At 47.5% G+C, this 23,293-nt stretch carries 17 protein-coding genes and 2 pseudogenes; 8 read left to right on the forward strand and 11 right to left on the reverse strand.

The features are described 5' to 3' along the window. From IQ219_RS03280 to IQ219_RS03305, 7 genes and pseudogenes are all read right to left on the reverse strand, one after another. A pseudogene (locus IQ219_RS03280) lies at positions 1 to 360 on the reverse strand (hypothetical protein); the annotation flags it as partial. 114 nt (positions 361 to 474) lie between these two features. After that, positions 475 to 1,116: a hypothetical protein gene (locus tag IQ219_RS03285; protein WP_194071700.1), complete on the reverse strand. Its 642-nt coding sequence runs from the start codon at positions 1,114 to 1,116 to the stop codon at positions 475 to 477. A gap of 205 nt (positions 1,117 to 1,321) precedes the next feature. After that, entirely contained in the window at positions 1,322 to 2,530 is a 1,209-nt protein-coding gene (locus tag IQ219_RS03290; protein ID WP_228016682.1) for a transposase, read from the reverse strand. A gap of 63 nt (positions 2,531 to 2,593) precedes the next feature. After that, the gene (locus tag IQ219_RS20340; RefSeq protein WP_255512799.1) at positions 2,594 to 2,728 is read right to left on the reverse strand and encodes a hypothetical protein; all 135 of its coding nucleotides are present in this window, start codon (positions 2,726 to 2,728) and stop codon (positions 2,594 to 2,596) included. 156 nt (positions 2,729 to 2,884) lie between these two features. After that, positions 2,885 to 4,405, reverse strand: coding sequence for a DNA repair protein RadA (radA, locus tag IQ219_RS03295; protein ID WP_194071701.1), 1,521 nt, complete (start codon positions 4,403 to 4,405; stop codon positions 2,885 to 2,887). Positions 4,406 to 4,590: 185 nt separating this feature from the next. Further along, positions 4,591 to 5,919 carry an urea ABC transporter substrate-binding protein gene (gene urtA / locus IQ219_RS03300; RefSeq protein WP_190599318.1) on the reverse strand — a complete coding sequence of 443 codons (1,329 nt, stop codon included), beginning with the start codon at positions 5,917 to 5,919 and terminating at the stop codon, positions 4,591 to 4,593. A 303-nt stretch (positions 5,920 to 6,222) separates the two neighbouring features. Further along, positions 6,223 to 7,185, reverse strand: coding sequence for a DNA polymerase III subunit delta' (locus IQ219_RS03305; protein WP_194071702.1), 963 nt, complete (start codon positions 7,183 to 7,185; stop codon positions 6,223 to 6,225). A gap of 68 nt (positions 7,186 to 7,253) precedes the next feature. Here IQ219_RS03305 and IQ219_RS03310 point away from each other — a divergent pair, with 68 nt between their 5' ends. Together IQ219_RS03310 and ureB are read left to right on the forward strand one after the other, a co-directional pair. Continuing rightward, positions 7,254 to 8,210: a methyltransferase domain-containing protein gene (locus IQ219_RS03310; RefSeq protein WP_194071703.1), complete on the forward strand. Its 957-nt coding sequence runs from the start codon at positions 7,254 to 7,256 to the stop codon at positions 8,208 to 8,210. Between the two features lie 112 nt (positions 8,211 to 8,322). After that, a complete protein-coding gene (ureB, locus tag IQ219_RS03315; protein ID WP_368667558.1) occupies positions 8,323 to 8,664 on the forward strand; it encodes an urease subunit beta in 342 nt (113 codons plus the stop codon). A 39-nt stretch (positions 8,665 to 8,703) separates the two neighbouring features. Here ureB and IQ219_RS03320 read toward each other — a convergent pair whose 3' ends face one another. Next, positions 8,704 to 9,291: a Uma2 family endonuclease gene (locus IQ219_RS03320; RefSeq protein ID WP_194071705.1), complete on the reverse strand. Its 588-nt coding sequence runs from the start codon at positions 9,289 to 9,291 to the stop codon at positions 8,704 to 8,706. Positions 9,292 to 9,446: 155 nt separating this feature from the next. Between IQ219_RS03320 and purB the strand changes: the two genes are divergently transcribed. The 4 genes and pseudogenes from purB to IQ219_RS03340 all read left to right on the forward strand — a co-directional run. Beyond that, the gene (gene purB, locus IQ219_RS03325) at positions 9,447 to 10,742 is read left to right on the forward strand and encodes an adenylosuccinate lyase (protein WP_194071706.1); all 1,296 of its coding nucleotides are present in this window, start codon (positions 9,447 to 9,449) and stop codon (positions 10,740 to 10,742) included. Positions 10,743 to 10,870: 128 nt separating this feature from the next. After that, positions 10,871 to 11,803 carry an isoaspartyl peptidase/L-asparaginase gene (locus IQ219_RS03330; protein ID WP_194071707.1) on the forward strand — a complete coding sequence of 311 codons (933 nt, stop codon included), beginning with the start codon at positions 10,871 to 10,873 and terminating at the stop codon, positions 11,801 to 11,803. Positions 11,804 to 13,257: 1,454 nt separating this feature from the next. Next, on the forward strand, positions 13,258 to 13,785 hold the full coding sequence (locus IQ219_RS03335; protein WP_194018613.1) for a DoxX family protein: 528 nt from the start codon (positions 13,258 to 13,260) through the stop codon (positions 13,783 to 13,785). A 202-nt stretch (positions 13,786 to 13,987) separates the two neighbouring features. Beyond that, positions 13,988 to 14,548: pseudogene (locus IQ219_RS03340) on the forward strand (alpha-isopropylmalate synthase regulatory domain-containing protein); the annotation flags it as partial. Positions 14,549 to 14,617: 69 nt separating this feature from the next. On the opposite strand, the gene IQ219_RS03345 reads toward IQ219_RS03340, so the two are convergent. The 3 genes from IQ219_RS03345 to IQ219_RS03355 all read right to left on the reverse strand — a co-directional run bounded on the left by IQ219_RS03345 (position 14,618) and on the right by IQ219_RS03355 (position 20,550). After that, entirely contained in the window at positions 14,618 to 16,630 is a 2,013-nt protein-coding gene (locus tag IQ219_RS03345; RefSeq protein WP_228016683.1) for a c-type cytochrome, read from the reverse strand. Between the two features lie 49 nt (positions 16,631 to 16,679). Further along, entirely contained in the window at positions 16,680 to 17,864 is a 1,185-nt protein-coding gene (locus tag IQ219_RS03350; RefSeq protein ID WP_194071709.1) for a cupin domain-containing protein, read from the reverse strand. Positions 17,865 to 18,015: 151 nt separating this feature from the next. Next, positions 18,016 to 20,550, reverse strand: a complete 2,535-nt coding sequence (locus IQ219_RS03355) for a glycogen/starch/alpha-glucan phosphorylase (protein WP_194071711.1) — start codon at positions 20,548 to 20,550, stop codon at positions 18,016 to 18,018. 157 nt (positions 20,551 to 20,707) lie between these two features. Between IQ219_RS03355 and IQ219_RS03360 the strand changes: the two genes are divergently transcribed. Both IQ219_RS03360 and IQ219_RS03365 read left to right on the forward strand, forming a co-directional pair. Next, on the forward strand, positions 20,708 to 21,601 hold the full coding sequence (locus tag IQ219_RS03360; RefSeq protein ID WP_228016684.1) for a Na+-translocating NADH-quinone reductase subunit B: 894 nt from the start codon (positions 20,708 to 20,710) through the stop codon (positions 21,599 to 21,601). A gap of 44 nt (positions 21,602 to 21,645) precedes the next feature. Continuing rightward, a partial coding sequence (locus IQ219_RS03365; protein WP_194071712.1) for a protein kinase occupies positions 21,646 to 23,293 on the forward strand: 1,648 nt, incomplete at its 3' end.

Below are 23,293 nucleotides of genomic sequence, written 5' to 3' on the forward strand. Positions count from 1 at the left end.
CCGTTCTTTAACATTTGGACGGATAATCATTGGCAAGACTTCTAAAAGTTTTTCGGGAAAAGATTCTTGAACATGAGGATTAATTTGATGTAGAAATTCTAATTCTTCCGACTCAGTACAATTAAATATCACCACAACACCGTAGCGCAACAAAACGGCACATCCATCTGCCCCAGTCCGAAGGATTAGAGGATTAGTAGCTAGGGGGTCTTGCACCTCAATGTTTTTGATGGCAATGCGTTCGCCAATCAGATAGGCTCGGGTCAGAATTGACTCCTTGCTTGTCCAGTCAAGGTCTGTTGAGGAAATAAGAGTTTGTGATTCAGTATTAATCGGCATCAAATCAGGAGATAAAGTCATTATTATTGAATAATATATAAATTAAAGATGGGCAAGACTAGGTTTTATTAAAGAATGATACTAACGCTTTTAATTAGATTTTAGGTTATCAGCTTCATGCATGTCTTCTTTATTCTACGCATTTTTGAGTTCACAACGAGCATTTTGCAATCTTTGACAAATCTTCATTTGCTGATATAAAGGACGCCAATTCCACAGAGCGTTGGCTAAGGCTTCCCAAATTGTGAGCCAGCTAAATACAGTCACGCCTTGATTAACCAGGGAAAAAGCAATTTTGATATCTTGGGGTACAGTCTGTGATTCTAATAAAATAGATAGAGCTAAAGTTCCTGTCCCAGCAAATCCGAGTAAAATAGCGTCACGGGCTAGTTGTTGTAGGTTTTGCCAGCGAATATTTTCTAGATAAGAAAAATAACGATGAATGACAATACATAAAATTTTTTCAGAAAAATTTGTTTCAGGAGGAGATTGCTTGGCGAGAGTAAACTGGAGAATAAACTCATCATTTTCAAATTCTGTTAGGCAGCTAAAAAGATAGTTAACAAGGTCCTTATCAAGATTAAACACCAAGGAGTTTATTTCATCATAATTATAATTTGTTGGGAAACGCTCAAAAGGCATCAATAAGTCCGTTGGTGAATCAAGGTACAAACGAATAATGGTATCTCCGTCAAGAGAACGGGAAAAATGTTCCAGTCCTGGTGTTCGTTGAATAAATGTCCGTCGCCAAGGAAATAATTGAATAACCCGTTTCATAATTTAATAATTAATATTAGAAATCGGAAGTTAGACACGACAAATTTAATGGTAAATAAGGCCATATATGACAAAAAATTTAACTATGAAGAATAAGCATAGACACTAATCAGTAATAGCGTTATGGCGACTAGCAGATCAGTGTGAGACAGCAGTTGACATCCTCCAACCCGGCTAAAGCCGGGGGATTCCTAGACCTCACAATCTAGGTTTTCTGCTTCATAGCCAGTTGACTAGACCCTGTTACCAGAATCCCCGTTACCTCGACTCCACAGACATTTTCTATTCCCCGTTGCCCACGGGTACAAATTACTTGAGCGGCGACAATATCCCTAGGTTTAATCGAGCCACATTCAGGACAGTGGTGTATTCTCAGACTCAAGTCCTTTGAGACCCTAGCCCCACAATCAGGACATTGTTGACTTGTCCCTTTGGGGTCTACCTTGCCGTAAAAGACTCCTCTTTGAAAACAGACCCAAGGCAAAATCTGATTAACAAATTGTCCTAGTCCAGCATCGAGAGTGTGCTTTCCCAGCATTCCTTTAGCCGTGATGCGGAAGTCTAAATCTTCTACAAAAATGGAGTCTCCCTGGTCACACAACTGGTGAGCTAACTTAAAATGCCAATCCTTACGGGTATCAGCAATTCTTTCATGAAGTCTTGCTATTTTTCGACGGAGTTTAGCCTCATTGGCACTTCCCCTTTGCTTAGTTTTGAGCCTTCGTTGTAGCAATTTAAGCTGACGTTGAAGTTCACCGAAGAAACGGGGACGTTTTACCTGTACACCGTCGGATGTGGACAGGAAATATTCCAATCCCACATCAACACCGATGGGATGGCCGTGGAAAGGCACATCAGGAATACTTACATCCAATTGCAGAGTAAGCATGGCAAAATAGCCCGATGCTTTTCTGACCACCCTTGCCTGTTTCACCCCAAAACCTTCAGGAATAGGACGGGAATAGTACCACGCCACTATGCCAATTTTCGGAAGTTTGAGCCCTTCTGCGGACACCGGGTTTTTCCCTAACTGAGGGAAGACAAATGAACGCAGATTGTGCCGCTTTTTAAAGCGAGGAAAACCAAAACCTCTTTTGTGCATATCATCCCAAGCCCGCTCCAACTGCCTTAAGGTTTGTTGAAGTATTTGGGAATGGGTGTTAGCTAATTCAGGAATGTGTTTTCTCGCCTCTGTCAAGCGTTTTGCTTGGACACGGTAATCAGGAAAGGGTTCGTCCGCACAGAGAATGTATTCACCTCGAATTGAGCAAGCATTAACCGGAGACTTACGAGAAGCACACCAATCCTTGCGTTCTCGCAGGGCATAGTTCCACACTTTGCGACAGACATTGAGGTTTTCCTCTATGTCTAACACTTGTTGTGGAGTTGGTTTCAGCTTGTAAGCGTAGGTCATAGTTAACATACCCAAATTTTAGCTTACACATGATATTTTGTGTGTAAAACTTGCACCTGCCAATTAACGCCGTCCTTCAGGACAGGGTTTTAAACCCATTTTTCTGATAAAGAGGGGATCTTCGTTGCCAGCTAAAACGGGCAAACTCAGAGGAACGGCGGTAAGAAAAACACTGGCCACAAAGGCGATTGCTTTCATCGGGGTCTTTCAGGATAACGAACAGAACAATTAACTTATTTTAGGTTTATCGTTAATAAATTACCCCAGACAGCCTGTCAAACATTAGATTAGATTTGCCTGCGATTTGATGGCTGTTAAAAAACAGTAAAATCTGGAGTTAATTGACCCCGTGGATCACTTGATGGCGGGGAGATGGGGCGGAGTTTCAGATTTTATTGACATCTCCTTATTCGTACTAGTGTCTTCATTGGCTGGTAGGGCAACGGCGATCGCCGCAAAGACTTTACCGACAGGGATGAGCTTGATGCCAGCGGATTCAATCCCTGTTTGACCTTTAGGGACAATGGCTTTTTTAAAACCGAGCTTGGCCGCTTCCTTTAAACGAATTTCTAGCTGGGAAACGGGGCGAATTTGACCCCCTAAACCAATTTCCCCCAAAATAATCATGGTTGGATCCACCACCCGGTCCCGAAAACTGGCCACCAAGGCGATCGCCATGGCCAAATCCACCGCCGGCTCTTCCACCTCCAGACCCCCCGCCACGGACAGGTAAGCATCTAATTTAGAAAGGGGTACCCCCAGACGTTTTTCCAGTACGGCAAGAACTTGCAAAAGGCGATTGTAATCCACCCCTGTAGTTGATCGCCGGGGGGAAGCATAACTGGTGGGACTAACCAAGGCCTGTAACTCCACCACCAGGGGTCTAGTTCCTTCACAGGCCACCGTAATGGCAGTGCCGGACATAAATTCTTCCCGACTGCCCAAAAACAATTGGGACGGATTGAGCACTTCCTGCAGCCCCGACTGCACCATTTCAAAAATGCCAATTTCTTGGGTCGCACCAAAACGATTTTTAACTGATCTGAGTAAACGATGGGATGCAAACCGATCGCCCTGGAAATATAACACCGTGTCCACCAAATGCTCCAGCACCTTCGGCCCGGCGATCGCCCCTTCCTTTGTGACATGGCCCACAATAAATAAACTAATGTGATCCCGTTTGGCCAGTTGCATTAACAGACCCGTACATTCCCGCACTTGGGAAACGGAACCAGGGGCTGAACTAAGGGCTGGAAAATATAAATTTTGAATACTGTCAATAATGGCCACCTGGGGTTGCAGGGCTTCCAACTCCCGCAAAATATCCTCCAAATTAGTTTCTGGTAAAACAAATAAATTGCCGTCATGGGGGAGGTTTGCCTCTGCCATTGTGCCGTCACTAGCGTTGACAGTTTGGGTAATACCTAAACGGGTGGCCCGGAGCTTGATTTGTTGTCCCGATTCTTCCGCTGAAACGTATAAAATCCTCGGTAAACGGGTGGCTAACTGGAAAGCCACTTGCAGTAACAAAGTCGATTTGCCAATGCCCGGATCTCCCCCAATTAAAATTAACGCCCCAGGCACAATGCCTCCCCCCAAAACCCGGTCTAACTCACCATAGCCAGAGGGAAAACGCCCTTGATTTTCCTGGTGAATTTGAGAAAACGTTAAAGCCGCCTGGGGTTGACCTATTTTGACCCTGGCAGAACTGGATTTTTGCGCCCCTAAACTGCGGCGATTGGTACCGCTAGAAACGGCATTGACCACCTCTTCCTGGAGAGTGCCGTACTCATGGCATTTAGGACAACGGCCAAACCATTGGGCATGGTCGGCTCCACAGGCAGAGCAAACAAACTTTGTCCGGGCTTTAGCCATGGGTGCCAAGGAGAATAAACGTAGGGCCTATCTTGACCTAATCACCCTCAATGGAGCAAGAAAAAGCCACTGACCCATTCAAATCCCGTCAGGGGGAAATCAATGTAGCCAATGGCCCTAATAACTCAAACCATCAAACAGTGAGCAGTGTTATAGCTATTTACTCGGTTAAAAACGATGCTACCTTAGCTGGCTTTGAACTTACCGGGGTTTTCCACATCGGTGCGGGTCCAATCACAGGTGAAACCCTTGGTTTCCGGTACGAACTGGTTCCAGGGGATGGGATCAACTGGGCCTTCACTAGACCAAACAATGGTGAACTGACCTTCGTCATTGACTTCCCCAATGCGGACAGTTTTGGAAATGTGGTGGTTGGGTTGCATGGTCACCATGCCTTCCGGGGCATCAAAGGTTTGACCGATCGCCGCCGCCCGGACTTTTTCTAGCCCTTCGGGGGTTTCCCCTACATCGCCGGCCGCTTCCACCGCTGCTTTCCAGAGGTAAACGGAAATATAGGCCGCTTCCATGGGGTCATTGGTCACCCTGTCTTCGCCATACTTGGCTTTAAAGGCCGCTACAAACTTCTGGTTAGCGGGGGTATCCACGCTTTGGAAGTAGTTCCAAGAAGCATACTGACCGAGCAGATACTCCTTACCAATTTGCCGTACTTCCTCTTCCGCCACACTCACGGACATAACCGGATATTTGTCGGGGGTCAAACCAGCGGCTTGGATCTGTTTGAAGAAGGCAACGTTACTGTCCCCATTGAGGGTGTTGAAAATTACGCCACCATCGGGCAGAGCTTCTCGGATTTTGGTGATGATGGGGGTAACTTCGGTGTTGCCTAGGGGCAGGTAATCTTCCCCAAGGGTTTCGCCACCTTTGGCCTTTAACTGCTCTTTAATGATGGTGTTAGCAGTGCGGGGGAAAACGTAATCGGAACCCACCAGGAAGAACTTATTCCCTTTGTTTTCCAACAGCCAATCCACTGCCGGTTCAATTTGTTGGTTGGGGGCAGCACCGGTGTAGAAAATGTTTTTCGAACATTCCTGACCTTCGTACTGTACCGGGTACCAAAGCATGTGGTTTTTAGCTTCAAATACGGGCAGTACCGCTTTACGGCTAGCAGAAGTCCAACAACCAAAGACGTTAACTACCTTGTCTTGGTCAATCAACTTCGCTGCTTTTTCCGCAAAGGTGGGCCAATCGGAAGCACCATCTTCTTTGATGGCTTCAATGGGCCTACCCAAAACTCCACCGGCCGCATTAATTTCCTCGATCGCCAGTTCCGCCGCTTCCACTACGGTGGTTTCACTGATGGCCATGGTGCCACTGAGGGAGTGGAGTAAACCAACTTTGACTGGTTCCCCGGTGGGGGCCGTTCCTTCGGTGGGGGTGCCGGTGGGTTCAGTGGTCGGTTCTGTCCCACCACCACAGGCTTTGAGCAATAGACTGGCGCCTAGGGTTGCTGATCCATACAGCAAAAATTTACGTCTTCCAAAAGGGTTAGTCATACGCGAAAAATTATTACCTCGTAAGGATTCTAAATATGCTTGTTGGCTGGTGGAGAGGAGTTAATTGGGCGGAAACAGTGCTCTTAAAAAGTTTTTATCCGCAGTTTATTTAGGTCAACAAGGGAAGGTATTTCCGAGAGTAGGTTCGCCGGAAACAAATAAGACCCCATACTACGAGCAGGTTAAGAAACAATTATGTAGCATAGGATACCGTCTTTCCCGGACTAAACGTATTTTTGGCCCGTTTTGCTCCCATTGTCAGGGAGGTTTGGCATTGGAACCGTTCAAAGGGAACAATCTTGATTATTGGCGATGATCGCCGGAAGATGACAGACGATGGAGGGCCAGAAAAGTCGCTTCCCACACGAGGCGGGGTTGGACGTAGGCGGCCAGATACCGACGGGCTTTCTCCAAAATTTCTAGCCATTGCCGTTGGCCGTAGCTCTGCCAGTAATGGTATTGCAGATAGTCTACCAACCAAAGTTGGGCACCATTGTCGAGGTTATTGTCCACCAGTTTGGCTAAATCAAAGGCTGCCAGGGGATCGGCGGGGGGCTGAATTAACTTTTGCCGCAGTTCAGCGGGGATACTCTGCATCTGTTCCCAAGCTTCAAACAAAATGCCAGGACTGCCCTGGGCGATCGCCAACAGTTCAGGGTGATTAAGGATTTCCTGACGGCCTAGCCTTTGCAAAATTTTGGCCATGTCATCTTCCCCCAAACGATAAAAGGGAATGCGCTGGCAACGGGAAACAATGGTGGGTAGGAGGACATCGACGCTGGGGGCCAGCAGGATCAAAGTGGCCCGCCCCGGCTCCTCCAAGGTTTTTAGTAAAGCATTGGCCGCCCCTTCATTCATGGCTTGGGCTTCTTCGATCAGGATGACGGCTCTGTCCGCTTCCAAGGGAGGACGGCTGAGGAAACGGTTAATTTCTCGAATTTGTTCGACCCTGATCAGGGGAGCGGCCCGTCGTTTGAGCCCAGCTTGCTCGGCTTCGGGGGCGGTTAATAGTTTGCCCTGATGTTGAAAAGTTGGCTCTATTTTCAGGAGGTCAGGGTGATTGCCCGCAAAAAAACGTTCCTGGCGATTGGGTTGAGCTTCCCATCCCATTAATAAGGTTTCCCCAAAGGCCTTAGCAGCTAGACTTTTGCCTACCCCATCGGGGCCCACCAACAAATAGGCCGGGGCAATGCGCTCCTGGGCGATCGCCTGGTGTAGTAAGGCAATGGCTTGGTCTTGGCCAAGGATGGATTGGAAGCGATTCATGGCCCTGCCCAACTTTGTTAACCTAAACAAGATTAATACTTAACTTTCCCTGCTGTTTTAACTATTCCATGCCCGAGTCTTTGCTTCTGCCCGCTGGCCTCTTTTCCCTCTCCCTGGCGATCGCCGCCGGATTATATTTATTCACCGCCCGGGGCTATCAATCATCCGATTCCGTGGCCAACGCCTATGACCAATGGACGGAGGACGGCATTTTGGAATATTACTGGGGCGACCATATCCACCTCGGCCATTATGGTAATCCCCCGGTAGCTAAAGATTTCATCCAGTCAAAAATCGATTTTGTCCACGCCATGGCCCAGTGGGGCGGCCTAGATACATTACCCCCTGGAACTAACGTGTTGGACGTGGGTTGTGGCATTGGTGGCAGCAGTCGTATTCTCGCCAAAGATTATGGTTTTAACGTTACGGGCATCACCATTAGCCCCCAACAGGTTAAGCGAGCCACAGAATTAACCCCTGCAGGCCTGTCAGCTAAGTTTGCGGTGGACGATGCCATGGCCTTATCTTTCCCAGACGCTAGCTTTGACGTGGTGTGGTCAGTGGAAGCGGGGCCCCATATGCCCGATAAAGCCGTCTTTGCGAAGGAATTACTGCGGGTACTCAAGCCAGGGGGCATTTTAGTAGTAGCGGACTGGAACCAGCGGGACGATCGCCAAGTGCCCCTCAATTTCTGGGAAAAACCGGTGATGAGGCAATTGTTGGATCAATGGTCCCACCCAGCCTTTGCCAGTATTGAAGGTTTTGCGGAAAATCTGGAAGCCACTGGGTTAGTGGATGGCCACGTCACCACCGCCGATTGGACTGTCCCCACCCTCCCCGCTTGGTTGGACACCATTTGGCAGGGCATTATCCGGCCCCAGGGCTGGTTGCAATATGGCTTGCCTGGATTTGTCAAATCTGTAAGGGAAGTGCCCACTATTTTGTTAATGCGTCTTGCCTTTGGGACGGGACTTTGTCGCTTTGGCATGTTCAAGGCGGTGCGGAAAGATGTTACTAAGGCTTAAAAAACTATGCCATGGCCACGGATATGTTTTTAGGGGTACTGTTGGGGAGTATCTTGTTTTTTGCTTAGCAGCCCTAAGCTAATCAACTAATACCCATAGCTCAACTAACCATATTGCCACTATGATTCCCGGCGAAATCATCACCCCCGAAGGTTACCTAGAACTGAATGCTGGCCGCCCTACCTGCACCGTCAATGTGGCCAACACTGGCGATCGCCCTATTCAAGTCGGTTCCCATTACCATTTCTACGAAGTTAATGCCGCTTTGCAATTTGACCGAGATTTGGCGATGGGTATGCGGTTGGATATTCCCGCAGGAACGGCGGTGCGCTTTGAACCGGGGGACGAAAAAACCGTTAACTTGGTGGCCTATGCCGGTAGTCGGGAAATTTATGGCTTCAACGGCCTGGTGAATGGCCCTTTGGAAGTAAGCAAATCTGCCAAGAAAAATTAGCTCTGGGCAAAATATAAAATTAATCCAGGCGATCGCCGCCTATTTTTGTTGACTGGTAAACTTTTGCATCGCTTCTAACGGCGAAGACATCATTACACACTCTTCTAGTAGGGCAATATCCAAATCTGGAAGCAGTTGGCTTTTGGAAACCGTTTGGTAGCGATCGCCATCCAGGAAATAGATGGAAAACTTTTTGTCTTGCCACATCCAGACTTCGCCAATGCCAAGCCGTTGATATTTTTCCAGTTTTTTAGCACTGCCACTGCTGACATTAACTTCAATGGCCAGATCGGGATGGGCTTTTTTTTCACCGAGGTAATAGGACTCATCCGGCTCGAAAGACACAGATTCATCCTTCGATTCGCGGGTGGCACTACCCACCGGAATAAATTCAATTTCCCGTTGCCAGAAATAAATACCCAACAAAATGGCAATCATACTTTTGATTGATTCGTGGTATTCCCCCAGAGTCATGAACTCAATTACTCCGTCTAGATAGACAATCCTTAGCCCTGGCTGTTGTTCCATCACCGCTTGAATCGCCTTAAAAGCTTCCCAACTGTGACGACCGGGCAGCACAAGGGTTTGATCTTGGGTAGGGATCGGTGCAGAACTGGTTATGGTCATGGGGACAGGCCCTGCTCTGGATGGCACAAATGCAATATTTTCTATGTTACAAAAAGCCGGGGAAAACATCCTTGCCCCATTGGTTGGAATGCCAATGTCTGACGATGGTTGCCGCCAAATAGTAAAATTAAGCGGTTGTTTGGAGAATTGGCCCTGTGATCGAACGTTACACCCTGCCTGAAATGGGCAAAATTTGGACGGATACCTACAAGCTACAAACCTGGCTAGACGTGGAAATTGCCGTCTGTGAAGCCCAGGCGGAGTTGGGTTACATCCCTCAATCTGCGGTGGACGAAATCAAGGCCAAAGCCGAATTTGATCCCCAACGGGTGTTGGAAATTGAGGCGGAAGTACGTCACGATGTCATCGCCTTTTTGACCAATGTTAATGAGTATGTGGGAGATGCGGGGCGTTATATTCACTTGGGGTTAACTAGTTCCGATGTGTTGGACACAGCCTTGGCACTGCAGTTAGTGGCTAGCCTCGACCTGATTTTAGAGCAGTTGGAAAAACTAATTCAGGCCATCCGTTACCAAGCCCAACAACATCGTTACACCGTCATGGTGGGTCGTTCCCATGGCATTCACGCTGAACCCATCACCTTTGGTTTTAAATTGGCCGGTTGGTTGGCGGAAGTGCTAAGAAATCGGGATCGTTTGGTGCGGGTAGCCCAGTCCATTGCGGTAGGGAAAATTTCCGGTGCGGTGGGTACCTATGCCAACATTGACCCCAAAGTGGAGGCGATCGCCTGTCAGAAATTAGGATTGGAACCGGACACTGCTTCCACCCAAGTTATTTCCCGGGACCGCCATGCGGAATACGTACAACAATTGGCTCTGCTAGCCGCTTCCCTAGAGCGGTTTGCTGTGGAAATCCGTAACCTGCAACGCACCGATGTGTTGGAAGTGGAGGAATATTTTTCCAAGGGTCAGAAGGGTTCCTCCGCCATGCCCCACAAGCGCAACCCCATCCGTTCAGAGCGGTTAACAGGAATGGCTCGCCTAGTCCGGGGTCATGCAGTGGCGGCCCTGGAAAATGTCGCCCTCTGGCATGAACGGGACATTTCCCACAGTTCCGTGGAGCGGGTCGCCTTTCCCGACTGCTGTATTCTGACCCATTTTATGCTCAAGGAAACCACGGATTTAGTGAAAAATCTGTTGGTGTACCCCGAAAATATGAAACGCAATATGAACGTTTACGGCGGGGTGATTTTCAGCCAAAAAGTTCTGTTGGCCCTAGTGGAAAAAGGCATGAACCGGGAGGAAGCTTACCGCGTTGTGCAAGGTTCCGCCCACCAAGCCTGGAATACGGAAGGGGGAGATTTTGAAAAGTTAATCCGGGCCGATGGCCAAGTAACCACCCTGCTTTCCCCGGAGGAAATTGACCAATGCTTCGACCCCCAACAACATTTGAGTAACCTGGCGGAAATTTATAGCCGTTTGGATATTTAGTTAGAAGTTTGAATATGTCTTTCTGTTTGGCTGTGACCCATAGTCACCGACAGTTCCAGGTCTATCTTCAACTCGTTAATGCTGGGCTGACCAACACCCACACCTTTACCTAAAATTCTATAAATTCTATGACCCCCAAATTAATCATCCATGGTGGTGCCAGTTCCCTCGACGATAAGGGAGGCTTAGCCACTGTGCGCCAATCTCTGCATCAAATTGTGGCGGCGGTGTATGAAACGTTAACAGCGGGGGGCAGTGCCCTGGAAGCAGTGGTGCAGGGTTGTGAACTGCTGGAAAATAATCCCCGTTTCAATGCTGGAACTGGATCCGTGCTCCAGTCCGATGGCCAGGTGCGCATGAGTGCTTCTTTGATGGACGGCGATCGCCAGAATTTTAGTGGGGTGATTAATGTTTCCCGCATTAAAAACCCGATCCAGATGGCCCAGTTTTTGCAGGGTCAAACGGACCGGATTTTGTCTGACTATGGCGCAGCGGATTTGGCCAGGGAAATGCAACTACCCATCTACGATCCTGCCACTGACTTTCGCATTCAGGAATGGATGGAGGAACGGGGGGAAGATGTGCGTAAAAAAATGGCTCGGTTAATTGCCGATCCTACCGCAGGCATTGAAGCCAGAAAAGGCACGATCGGGGTGGTCGCCCTAGACAGCAATGGTAAAATCGCGGCGGGCACTTCCACTGGGGGCAAGGGGTTAGAGCGCATTGGCCGGGTGAGTGATTCCGCTATGCCGGCGGGGAACTATGCCACCCGTTTTGCTGGGGTTAGTTGCACCGGAGTGGGGGAAGACATCATCAATGAGTGTTTGGCGGCCAAGGTGGTGATCCGGGTCAAAGACGGCCAAAATCTAGCCCAGGCCATGGAAAAATCCATCGCCGAAGCTTTGGACAATAATACTGACCTAGGGGCGATCGCCTTGGATCATCAGGGCCATATTGCTTGGGGAAAAACCTGTCCCGTCCTCTTGGCGGCCTATCATACCGGCGCGGCGATCGGAGACACCTTGGAGCTAACCGATGGGAACCACCACGGCAACATTTAATCCCTATCCCGATTAAAAATCACAATACACTCCTGAATTTGGTAGATATTTTTATTATTCTTACCTCATATTTTTTTAAAATAACTAAATTTAAATATCCCATTAATTTATATTTTTTTAAGGGTGAAAATTCTCCCTTCTTACTATTGCTATTCTATCTTCCCTTTTTGGTAGTGTTATTTATAATGACCATAACTCATCACATTCGAGAATCAAACCATTAACACAAGACGTTAGACCACTTGTTTCAAAAGAGATTGAGCGATAAAACTTATTAACATAATTCTGCAACCACTTAATTGATATTCCTAGCATTCTCGACAGACCCCTGAGAGATATTCGATCTAGAAGACCTCGTTCAATGTATTCAATTTCTTGCTTGCTTATGTAATGTTTGATAGGGGTTTTCACAAACTGCCTGCCGCATTTCTTGCATAAATACTTTCGTTTTTTATTGTGGATGCTGCCATTCTTCGAAATATGCAATGAACCCCACGATGGCAGGAAGAACATTTACCTTTATCGTGATTACCCATAGCCCAATCAGTCAATTCAATGGTGTAAGTTTATATAATTTCTACTATGTGTAAATTTTATGGGAAAGTAATATGAATAGTCCAGAAGTTCTACTCCTATCATGATTGCCATCTATTTTAGACTTTCACTACATAGATAACACCACCGTTGAATGGATTGAGTTTTTCTATAACCGCCAACGATTATATTCAACCATTGGTTTTCTTTCCCCATCTCAATTTGAGGATAATTTTTACCTCTACCCACAACCACCTGTCCCCGCTTAACTTCCCTCTCCATTTCTTCGAGGTAAGGTCAATACAGGCTTGTTGATTAAGGTGAACGCCTATCTGATGGTGTTACGTTTGCAATCTCAAAAAGCTTTTAAGAATTTGTCGGTTGTGCAACTCCTACGCAAAATCAGGCTAGAGGTTGATCCAGGGCAATCGCATAGACCCTGAATTTCTTACTTTTGAAAAGATTTCTGTATCAGTTTGACACCACCACCCCTCTTGTTGACTTTGTTCTCAACATTATTGACAATCTTTATGGTTTATTGACAAGACGCGATTGCTCTGAAGGTTGATCTAGATTATTTCATCAATCAGCATTTTCATGCACTGGTTGGCGGAACTTAGCTTATAAGCTGGTCTTCGGAAATATTGGGAATTATCAGAAGAAACTGGTAGATGTGCTGCAAATCATGCTGGCTCTGCATTTCAAGCATCACTAACATGAAAATCACTACCGTTCCCGCTCCCATTCTCCCAAGGCATATCAGGTAGCATTCTTCTTTACGTTACGTTACATTGAATGTAAAGATTTGTAATTCTGATGAGTCTAGTTGTGTGGTGTCTGGAATCACAGCAAGGTACAAAGGACTTTCATAATCAAATTTTTTAACTCAATTTGTTGTTCATCAAATTTTTTGCTGTTTTATGACTTTACTTTCTTTAGTCACATCGCTACTCAAGCCGAGCCTACAACAAGACATCAAGTTTCACCTGGTTTGGACCGTGCTTCGAGTCGTGGTCGGTCTCATGATGATTCACAACGGCTTGGATAAGCTCGCTGACATTGAAGGGTTTTCCCGGGCCTATGTCGAAGTCATTGGACTTCCTTTCCCTATTTTCTTCAGCTACCTTGCGGCCTTTACAGAATTAGCCGCAGCTCCTCTGGTCGCGATTGGTTTATTAACCCGTCCGGCGGCATTAGCTCTGTTTAGCACAATGGCAGTGGCAATGTATCATCATGTTCTAGTCGCGGGACTCAGCATTCCTTACCTAGAATTGTCGGCAATTTATGCGTCTTGTTTCCTTTTTTTCGCTGTCAATGGTGCCGGGCTACTCTCACTGGATGCATTAATTGTCAATAAAATCGACGCAGCTGCCCTCGTGCCGATTACAACTAAGCGGACTTCGTTGGAAAATGCCTATGCTGCTGATGATACGATACGGTTAAGGTAGGCGAAAGTGCGCGCTAGAAGACACATTGCTGAAGTAATCTAGTCCATCTTACTTTTCCAATCAGGGTCAGAATCTGCCAAAATCTTTGGGGGGGATACAAATACAAGTAAGGGAGAAAAATCAACAGATAAGGAAGCAGAAATTAATGAACTGTTTCGGCAAATAGGTAAATTGAAGGTAGAAAAGGATTTTCTAGCCGACAGATCAGCAAGACTTGGCTTGCCGGGCCATTTTAGAAACCCTCAAAGATCTAGAACAGCAAGGTTACCAATTTGAAGCAGAGGAAGCCAGCTTTGAACTGCTGATGCGCCAGGCCATGGGCGATCGCCAACCCCTATTTTTAGTGCAAGATTTCCAAGTACATTGGAAACTGCTCACCCCAGCGGAAAACCCCGCTTACCGTAATGCTTTAGCCACGGTGAAAGTAACTGTCAATGGGCAAAATATCCTGGAAGTGGCGGAAGGCAATGGCCCTGTGTCAGCCCTAGACCAAGCTCTGCGTAAAGCCTTGACCCGTTTTTATCCCCAAATTGCCGATTTTCACCTCACCGATTACAAGGTAAGGATTTTAGATGGGGGGGGCGGCACATCGGCCAAAACCCGTGTGCTAGTGGAATCCAGCAATGGCGATCGCCGTTGGACCACTGTGGGCGTATCGGGCAATATTTTGGAAGCATCCTAACAGGCGGTGGTAAAAGGTATTGAATACGGCCTGCGCTTGCTAACCTGTGGCCTGACTAATCAAGAGGTAATCTCCACTTGATATTCCTTGCTTAATCCTAACTCAATAACGCAGTAGTTAGTAATTACAAAATTCAGATAGCTACAATTATCAATTGTGTGGTGAGCCAGGGCCCTCCGGTCTTGGTTGACCATCAATATAGGTGGCTAAATCCCAAGCTTCTTGCTCCGTTAATGCTCCGTCAAATTGATAGGGCATATTGCCGTGGATAAATTCCGCTAGGGTATTAATCCTAGCCATCCCTGCTTGGCGATTGAAAGAATGGTCTCCCCACAGGGCCGGGCGATAATAGGTATCACTGCCATAGCGACCCTGCCCCAATGCACCATGGCAAAAAGCACATTTTTGTTCAAAAATTGCCTGGCCCAGCTTTGGATTCCCTGCCAGTTTGGCGATCGGAGGGTAAGGAGTTTTGGGTAAATCTATGTTCAGTACCTGGGCCTGTTCATCCAACCACTGCATATAACTGATAAAAGCTTGGAAATCGGGATTATCAGCGGTAATGGGCAGAGGTTTGCCGTTCAGACTATGCTCAAAACAAAGATTGATTCTTTTTTGTAAATGGTCAGTTCCTGGGTATTGATATTTCTTCATCATCCCAAACCAAGAAGAAGCCTTAGGATTAGCCCCGGCATTTAAATGACAACTGGCACAATGGAGCTTGGCGATGGGCACAAATTCCGGTATTTGCTCATAGGTTTGGGTTGATAGTTGATAACCCCGCAGAATGCTATTCCAATGCTGATTGTCCCAAGTGGTTATTGGTTTGTTGGGGGGAGAAACAACTTGGGGATCAATTTGAGTCGGGAGGGCGTCGGCAAAGGTAAAGCTAAAATCCGCCGAAGCAAATTTTTTTCCATTGCTGCTGCGGGCAATGGAATGGCACCCCATACAGGAAGAGGTGTCCTGAATATAGGTTTCTAGGGTAGTATTGCCCAGTAAAGCTGGTAGAACGTGAAAAACAGTGTCAGGACTTTTATCCGTCGGTGGTTTGGGAGTGGCCCATTGGGCATTGATTAACTGGTAATGGCTCCAAACAGAATTCTCCAGTCCTTGTTGCACAAGGCGATTAAGCTCCGCAATGTTATCCACCGCCTGAGTGGGTTGACTGCAATCAGGATTTTGCGAGGGAATGGGGATTCTGCGGGTAACTTGATTGGGAATGCCTGGTTCTGTTTGTTGATTAGTTAGGCAATTGACACACCGATCGCCATGGAGGGAAAAGACTGTATTGGTGGAAGAACTGTGATTCAAGGCGGGGACATTGTCCACTTGTTCATAGGTGGACCAAATCCACTGGGGTGCACTTGGGGTTTTATACATAATGTGGAAACCCACCAAACCCACCTGGCGTAGTTGATATTCCTTGGTGGTTAAATTCTGCACATAGGCCGGCACTGTGTGGAAACGGCTGGATTCTTCTGGGTTAATCTCCCGCCAAGCAGCCTTAATCAAAATAGAGCCATCGGGGGCATTAAGTTTGGGCAAAAGAGCCTGTTGTTCAGGGTTGTAAAGCTTATTTTCCATCACATAATCAAACAACACCTTATTCATGCGAATTTCGTAACGCACCACGTTGCCCCACTGATCAGTCAAAGTTCCCGGCAGGGCCCCATCCGCTTTAGTGGGTTGAAAGTCGTCGTTAAGCACTTCATCAACCTTACTTTGGCGAAAGAGAATTTTGGTTGTCCTGTCACCAACTAAGTCATTAGGCAAGGGTTCCTTACTATTCCATGGCTTTGGTGCACCCCCATTAGGTAAATAAACTTCACTGGTTTCTTTCCAGGTTTCCCATACCCTCGGCCCTGGAGCGTTGATAGCTAAATTTTTGTTCGCCACCCCCCGATCGCCGACCATAGCGGGCCAATTAAGGGCAATGAATTCCTGCCAGGCAAAGGTATCCACCGCCCGTTGTACAACATTGAAATTGGTTTGCTTAAGTTCCCCTTCCACGTCTGCCGGCAACTGCCAACTAATAGTAAGGGGAGATAATTTGGCATTACAAACCCCAGGCAAAGGGATAGTGGGAACGATTTTAGAGCTGACTGGAGTTACCAGAGAAAAAAACAGCACAAAAATAATCACAACTAGGGCATAAGCCATAATTCTTCCTATTTTCATGCCATTACTCTCCCTTGGTATTTATAAATAATTATTTTTGAGTTGGTAGAGAAAAAATTGTGTCTTGCACTGGTAATTGTTTGGTTAATTCTGGTGAAATTTGGAAAGTATTTCCTAACACCGAGCTAGGATTGCTGGCTAACCAATTACTTAGATCAATACTCTGGTAATCCCCATCATTGAAAACCACTAAAATATCCAACGATTTTTGGGAACTGTTGCGGAGGGCATGGCCATAACCCTTGGGCACATAACCCACGTCCCCCTGCTGGAGACGACTCACACTGGCTTTACCCTCGGAAGCAAAAACTGTCAAATCCATTTCGCCATCGAGAATATATTGCCACTCGTCCGCGTTGGGATGCCAATGGAGCTGACGCATGGCCCCCGGTTCCAAATGAATTAAAGCACCAGTCATGTTAAAACTGCCGGGAAATTCCTTAGCGCTGGCGAGTCTTAATTCATTACCACCCAAGGAAACTAGGGGTTGTTGCCCCAAGAGATTATGGGTGTGGGGAACTTCAATTTTGGCCGTTTGCCCCTGGAGAGTCGCGCTGGCCAAGGGGCCAGGAGCCGGGCCATAGGAGGAAATATATACCTGTTTTTTGGGCAATTGTTCCACCTGGGCCGCCGTCCAACCTAAATTTTCTTCCACCCAGGCGATCGGGGTGTGGGAAAGCCAATCCGTAACACTAAAGGTTGCCCCTTCGGAAAAGGTGCCATCGTTGAACACCAACAAAAATTTGGCAGTGCCGGGACCAATACCCTCAATGCTGTGGCCCCAACCCCGGGGAAAATACCAGAGTCCCCCTTTATCTACGTCGGCAATTTCCACTTTGCCCTCGGGACTGGTGAGGGTAATGCGGGTGCGGCCTTCCATGACATAGGCCCATTCGGCGGCGTTGGCGTGCCAGTGTAATTCCCTAATGGCCCCCGGCTCTAAGCTCATATAAACCCCCGCCATGCCTTTACTGACGGGAAAGTTATAGGTTCCCACCTGCTTAGTGGTGCCGCCGTCATAAAGAACTAGGGGTGTTTTGTTAAAAGCATAGCTAAAAGCTGGTAAATCCTTACCCCAAACCACATTGGAGAGCGATCGCCATTGTTGACTTTGGGCAATAGTGGGGGAAAAAATCCCCAGACAAACTACCAATAAAACGCTCAATGCTATCCACAAAAATCGCCGTCTCAGCTTTCCCATTATCGAATCAACCATAGTGATGCTGGAATGGTCACAATCCAGTGATAAAAATTGTCTTTATCTGGAAAATAAACGAGGATTGTGGGGACGGTAACACCCCGTTAACAAAATGTAACTGATGCTAAGGGGAAGATTTTAGCAATAAAGTGGATACACGTTTAGGTAATTATTTATTAGGGGAAATTAACAAGCATTGACCATCAGGACAAAGGTCTTCTAGTTCAATGACAACAGGTTTGATGGCCCAGATATCCTCGGCATATTCCCGAATAGTACGATCCGAAGAAAATTTACCCATGCGGGCCACATTTAGAATGGCCATGCGAGACCAATTTTCCTGATCTTTGTAGGCTTCTCCCACCTGATGCTGACAATCCACATAGGCTTGAAAATCAGCGAAAACTAGGTAAGGATCATGGCCAAATAAAGAATCCATCAAGGGACGAAATAGTTCCGTATCTCCATGGGAGAAAAAGCCAGAATTGATTAAATCCACCACCGCTTTTAAGTCGGGATGATTGTTGTAATATTCCCAGGGTTGATAGCCTGCTGCCAAGGTTTTTTCTACTTCTGGAGTAGTAAGACCAAAGAGGAAAAAGTTCTCTGCCCCTACTTCTTCTCGGATTTCAATATTTGCTCCGTCTAAGGTGCCAATGGTTAAGGCTCCATTCATGGAAAATTTCATATTGCCCGTACCGGAAGCTTCTTTTCCAGCGGTGGAAATTTGTTCTGATAAATCAGCGGCGGGGTAAACTTTTTGGCCAAATTTAACGTTGTAGTTGGATAAAAACACCACCTTGAGGCGATCGCCAATGGCGGGATCGTTATTAACCACTTCAGCGACGGCGTTAATTAACTTGATGATTAATTTGGCAATGAAGTAACCGGGGGCCGCCTTCCCACCATAAATAAACGTGCGGGGAGAGATCTCTAAATTAGGGTTATTTTTTATTTGCAAGTAGAGATGAATGACATGGAGAATATTCAGATGTTGGCGTTTATATTCGTGGATGCGCTTTACTTGCACATCAAACAGGGAATCGGGATTGACAACCAAATCGCTCTGCGCCTTGATGTAGTGGGCTAAATCCTGTTTAACTTCCCGTTTTACCTGTCGCCAATCCTGGCGGAATCCAGCTAGGTCAGCGAAGGGTTCTAATTGCTTCAACTCATCCAAATTTTTGATCCAGCCCTCGCCAATGCGGGAAGAAATTAAATTACTCAGGCGGGGATTACTGAGCACCAGCCAACGACGGGGGGTAACTCCGTTGGTTTTGTTGCTAAATTTTTCTGGCCAAAGTTCGTAAAAATCCTTGAGAATAGTTTCCTTAATTAACTGACTATGCAAAGCCGCTACCCCATTAATGGCGTGGGAACCCACCGTGGCCAGATAGGCCATCCGCACCCACTTTTCCCCAGCTTCGTCAATAATGGATAGCTGGGCCAGGCGATCGCCGTCGTTGGGATATTTAATTCGCACTTGATCCAGAAACCGCTGGTTAATTTCATAAATAATTTCCAAATGCCTGGGCAACATCTGACTAAATAAGGGCAAAGACCATTTTTCCAAAGCTTCGGGCAACAAAGTATGGTTAGTGAAGCTAAAGGTAGCCTGGGTAATATTCCAAGCTTTGCCCCATTCGTAATGGTGTTCATCCACCAACAAACGCATCAGTTCCGCTACACCAATGGAAGGATGGGTGTCATTGAGTTGTACGGCGAAATGCTCATGGAAATTTTCCAGACTAGGATTGTCCGCTAAATGGATGCGGATCATGTCCTGCAAAGAACAGGAGACAAAAAAGTATTGCTGGGCTAACCGTAATTCCTTGCCCTGGAGTTGTTCATCGTTTGGGTAGAGAACCTTCGTTAAATTTTCTGAAGTAACCTTATTCTGCACTGCGCCATAGTAGTCCCCCATGTTGAACCGCTGAAAATCGAAGGATTCCGCCGCTTCCGACTTCCATAGCCGCAAATTGTTGGCGGTGCTGACCTTGTAACCCAAAATTGGCGTGTCGTAGGGAATGCCCTTGACTAAATTGTTCGGAATCCACCGCACTCGATAATCTCCCTTTTCATCGGTGTAGCTTTCTGTATGGCCCCCCAGTTTCACCAACACAGCCGCCTCCGGGCGGGCAATTTCCCAGGGATTACCTAGCTGTAACCATTTATCGGTGATTTCCACCTGCCAACCATCTTCAATTTCCTGGTCAAAAATACCGAATTCGTAGCGGATGCCGTAGCCGATCGCCGGAATTTCCAGGGTGGCGAGGGAATCCATAAAGCAGGCGGCTAAACGACCCAAACCACCGTTACCTAGCCCTGGCTCTTCTTCAATATTGATCAATTCTTCTAGGTTTAATCCTGACTCCTCCACTGCCTGTTTGACCGGCTCCCACAGCCCCAGATTGATGAGGTTATTGCCCAGATGGGGCCCCAAAAGATATTCCGCCGACAGGTAGACCACCACCCGATTGTCGCAGTTGAGATAGGTTTGGGACGTATTCAACCACCGTTGGAGCAAACGATCGCGGATAGTATAGGCCAGGGCCATATAACAATCATGTTTAGTGGCAATGCCAGGAAATTTTCCCTGGAGATAAAACAGGTTGTCGGCCAAGGCCCGCTTCAGGGTTTCCACGCTCAGACCAGTGCGGTCGTCTTCCACCTGAATGAGGGGATTGGTGGTATTAAAAGCCATGGGGAGGTGCTCCGTTAATGGTGTGCCTTTTCCTATAGTGTGCAACTGCCATTAAAGTTTGGTTAGGAATGGGGACATTTGTTGGACTTCTTAACAAAATCGGCGAATCATAACAAACCGTTACAAATCCCGATGGCCCTTGCCCCCTGTGCCTAGAATGGTCGTAATTTGTCGCCGTTGCCAGGAGTGCCCCATGACCATTGCCCACCGTGATGCCCGGGATTACCAGATTATTTTTCTCTGTAGCTTTTTGAGTTTGGGGATATTGGCGCGGGACTGGAGTTTGACCCCTTTGGCGATCGCCGTTATTTTGACCACAACCTTAGTAGTGCAATGCCTTTTTACCATCAATCAACAGGGTAATTTTGGGCGTTGGTTTTCCTGGCATACCTGGCAAAGTTTTTGGGGACATCAGGGTTGGAAAAGTGCCTTAATCACCGGTTTGGGCCTTTGTTTATTGTTGCGGGCTAACCATTTATCCACGTTGGTGTTAGCGGCGGCCTTGGCGATCGCCAGTAAATTCCTCTTGCAAGCCTGGGGCAAACATTGGTTCAATCCGGCCAACTTTGGCATTATTGCCGCTTTAACTTTAACGGGGGATGCCTGGGTTTCCCCGGGGCAATGGGGCACTACCCTCTGGCTGGGGGCAATGTTCCTGGCCGCTGGGGGGTTGGTGTTGGGCAGAGTGGGCAGTTGGGACACATCGGTAATGTTTTTAGCGGTCTATGCCGGGCTGGATTTACTGCGTAACGCTTGGTTGGGTTGGCCCCCGGAGGTTAGTTTCCACCACCTGGAAAATGGCAGTCTATTGGTGTTTGCCCTGTTTATGCTCACCGATCCCCGCTCCATTCCCAATGCTCGTCCCGGTCGTTTAATCTGGGCCACGGCAATCGCCATGGTCAGTCTAATTTTGCAATATTACTTTTACCTACCCACTGCCCTATTTTGGGCCCTATTTGTGCTTTCCCCCCTCACCGTATTGCTAGACCGTCAGTTTCCCGCCGCCCGTTTTCAATGGTGGCAAAAAGCCAAACCTGTACCATCAAATTAAGCTAGGATGTGCCATTGGCCGGATAACCTTTTCTCCTTCCCCCAATGACCCCATCCCTGTCCCTGGGCCAACGCCTCGATGACCGTTACCTGATCCAACTCCATTTAGGCACCAGTTCCCCTGGTCAACAATACCTCGCCCACGACACCCATCGCTTTGACGAACCTTGCACCATCACAGTTTTGACCTCCTTGCCTGGGGACAAAGCTGGTAATTCGTTTAAGCAACAGGCGGAAATACTCTACGCCCTCGACCATCCCCAAATTGCTAATTTTCGAGAGTTTTTTGCCCTGGGGAGAGAGCTTTACCTAGTCCAAGATTTTATCGAAGGGCAATCCTATTTGGACTTGCTCAAGGGCCGTCGCAATCAGGGTAAGGCTTTTACAGAATCGGAAGTACGTCAATGGTGCCGTCAATTGTTACCTGTATTGTGCTATCTCCATAGCCAAAAAATTTGCCATGGTCAGATTAGCCTAGAACAGGTGGTGCGGCGGAGAGTGGATGGCCTGCCAGTGTTGGTGGACTTTAGCCATAGTCAGTATTACTGCGGTACCCCAGGGGAAGACCGGAGAGATTTACACAATTTGGCCCTGGGGGCGATCGCCTTACTGACGGGGGTCGTGAATCCTAATGCCCTTGGGGAAGAAGTTTTATCCTCCGTTGCCCTTAGTCCAGAATTTCGCCAACTACTATTGCAATGCTCCTGTTGGCCTCCCCTGGTGGATTTGCCTACTTTGGCAGACAATTTAAACAATTTGCCGCAAAAATTTTTACCCACAGTGGCTAGTTTCAGCCCGAAGTCCACTAGTGCCCAGGCTACTAACGGTGACGTGGGCCTGTTAACCAAAGGGGCTGGGGAACCCTCTCTACCCTTGGCCCATCAAGCTCCCTGGCTCTTTCATTTTTCTACCACAATAAAAACCATGGTCCGAGTCGATGGGTTAAGGGGGCTGGTGAAAAAATCACTCATCTTGCTGGGATTGATGGCGATCGCCATGGCCATGGGTTGGGGAGCTGGACAGTTATGGCTCCTGGGTCAACAACGGGCCATATTGCAGAGTTTGGCACCAGACAAACCGGAGGATGATGCACCGCAAAAAACGGATTTGGAGATCAAAAATGAGATCCGGGCCCGTCGGCTTAATTTGGGCATTTCTCCCCAAAGGTTCCAAGCCCTAGTGGATGATGGTTTAGCTTTTCAGTTAAACATTGACCCCGAGGAAATAACCACTAATACCAACAATACCGGCAACAATAATGATGGACCTCCGACCCTAGGCACCCCAGAAGAGCGGATGGCCATGACCATTGCGGTGTTGGATGCCCTGGAGGGTTTGAATCGGGATGCGATCCGGGATTTTGCCCAAAATAATTCTGGCGATCGCCGACGCTGGATTCCCCAGGTGAACCAATTGCGCCTCAGTAGCCGTAGTTTTTATGATTTGGTCAATGCCCGCTTCCATCACCATTTGCCTATGGTCAGTCTTTCTTCGTTAGGGGAACCGGAATTTGAACAGCGCCCCTTGGCCCAGGTGTGGAATGCCATGGCCTTTGATAGTTTGGCCAGCCTGGAGGATGAAAGCCATTACCAAAGACTCAGTTTTGAGGGTACCGATCAGCTTAATCTCAGGGGCACCCTGGAACCAGGCAAGGGCTATGCCTATGCCATTACCATTCCCCCCACAGAACAAT

The sequence above is a fragment of the Synechocystis sp. LEGE 06083 genome (genome assembly GCF_015207725.1).
In the GTDB taxonomy this organism is placed as follows: domain Bacteria; phylum Cyanobacteriota; class Cyanobacteriia; order Cyanobacteriales; family Microcystaceae; genus Synechocystis; species Synechocystis salina.

Bases quoted from the DNA above. Each gene is read 5' to 3' on its own strand.
- radA (WP_194071701.1), bottom strand. From the start codon at position 4,405: ATGGCTAAAGCCCGGACAAAGTTTGTTTGCTCTGCCTGTGGAGCCGAC.
- IQ219_RS03305 (WP_194071702.1), bottom strand. From the start codon at position 7,185: ATGAATCGCTTCCAATCCATCCTTGGCCAAGACCAAGCCATTGCCTTA.
- IQ219_RS03350 (WP_194071709.1), bottom strand. From the start codon at position 17,864: ATGGTTGATTCGATAATGGGAAAGCTGAGACGGCGATTTTTGTGGATA.
- urtA (WP_190599318.1), bottom strand. From the start codon at position 5,919: ATGACTAACCCTTTTGGAAGACGTAAATTTTTGCTGTATGGATCAGCA.
- IQ219_RS03335 (WP_194018613.1), top strand. From the start codon at position 13,258: ATGACTTTACTTTCTTTAGTCACATCGCTACTCAAGCCGAGCCTACAA.
- IQ219_RS03320 (WP_194071705.1), bottom strand. From the start codon at position 9,291: ATGACCATAACCAGTTCTGCACCGATCCCTACCCAAGATCAAACCCTT.
- IQ219_RS03310 (WP_194071703.1), top strand. From the start codon at position 7,254: ATGCCCGAGTCTTTGCTTCTGCCCGCTGGCCTCTTTTCCCTCTCCCTG.
- IQ219_RS03345 (WP_228016683.1), bottom strand. From the start codon at position 16,630: ATGGCTTATGCCCTAGTTGTGATTATTTTTGTGCTGTTTTTTTCTCTG.
- IQ219_RS20340 (WP_255512799.1), bottom strand. From the start codon at position 2,728: ATGAAAGCAATCGCCTTTGTGGCCAGTGTTTTTCTTACCGCCGTTCCT.
- IQ219_RS03285 (WP_194071700.1), bottom strand. From the start codon at position 1,116: ATGAAACGGGTTATTCAATTATTTCCTTGGCGACGGACATTTATTCAA.
- IQ219_RS03330 (WP_194071707.1), top strand. From the start codon at position 10,871: ATGACCCCCAAATTAATCATCCATGGTGGTGCCAGTTCCCTCGACGAT.
- IQ219_RS03355 (WP_194071711.1), bottom strand. From the start codon at position 20,550: ATGGCTTTTAATACCACCAATCCCCTCATTCAGGTGGAAGACGACCGC.
- IQ219_RS03360 (WP_228016684.1), top strand. From the start codon at position 20,708: ATGGTCGTAATTTGTCGCCGTTGCCAGGAGTGCCCCATGACCATTGCC.
- IQ219_RS03290 (WP_228016682.1), bottom strand. From the start codon at position 2,530: ATGACCTACGCTTACAAGCTGAAACCAACTCCACAACAAGTGTTAGAC.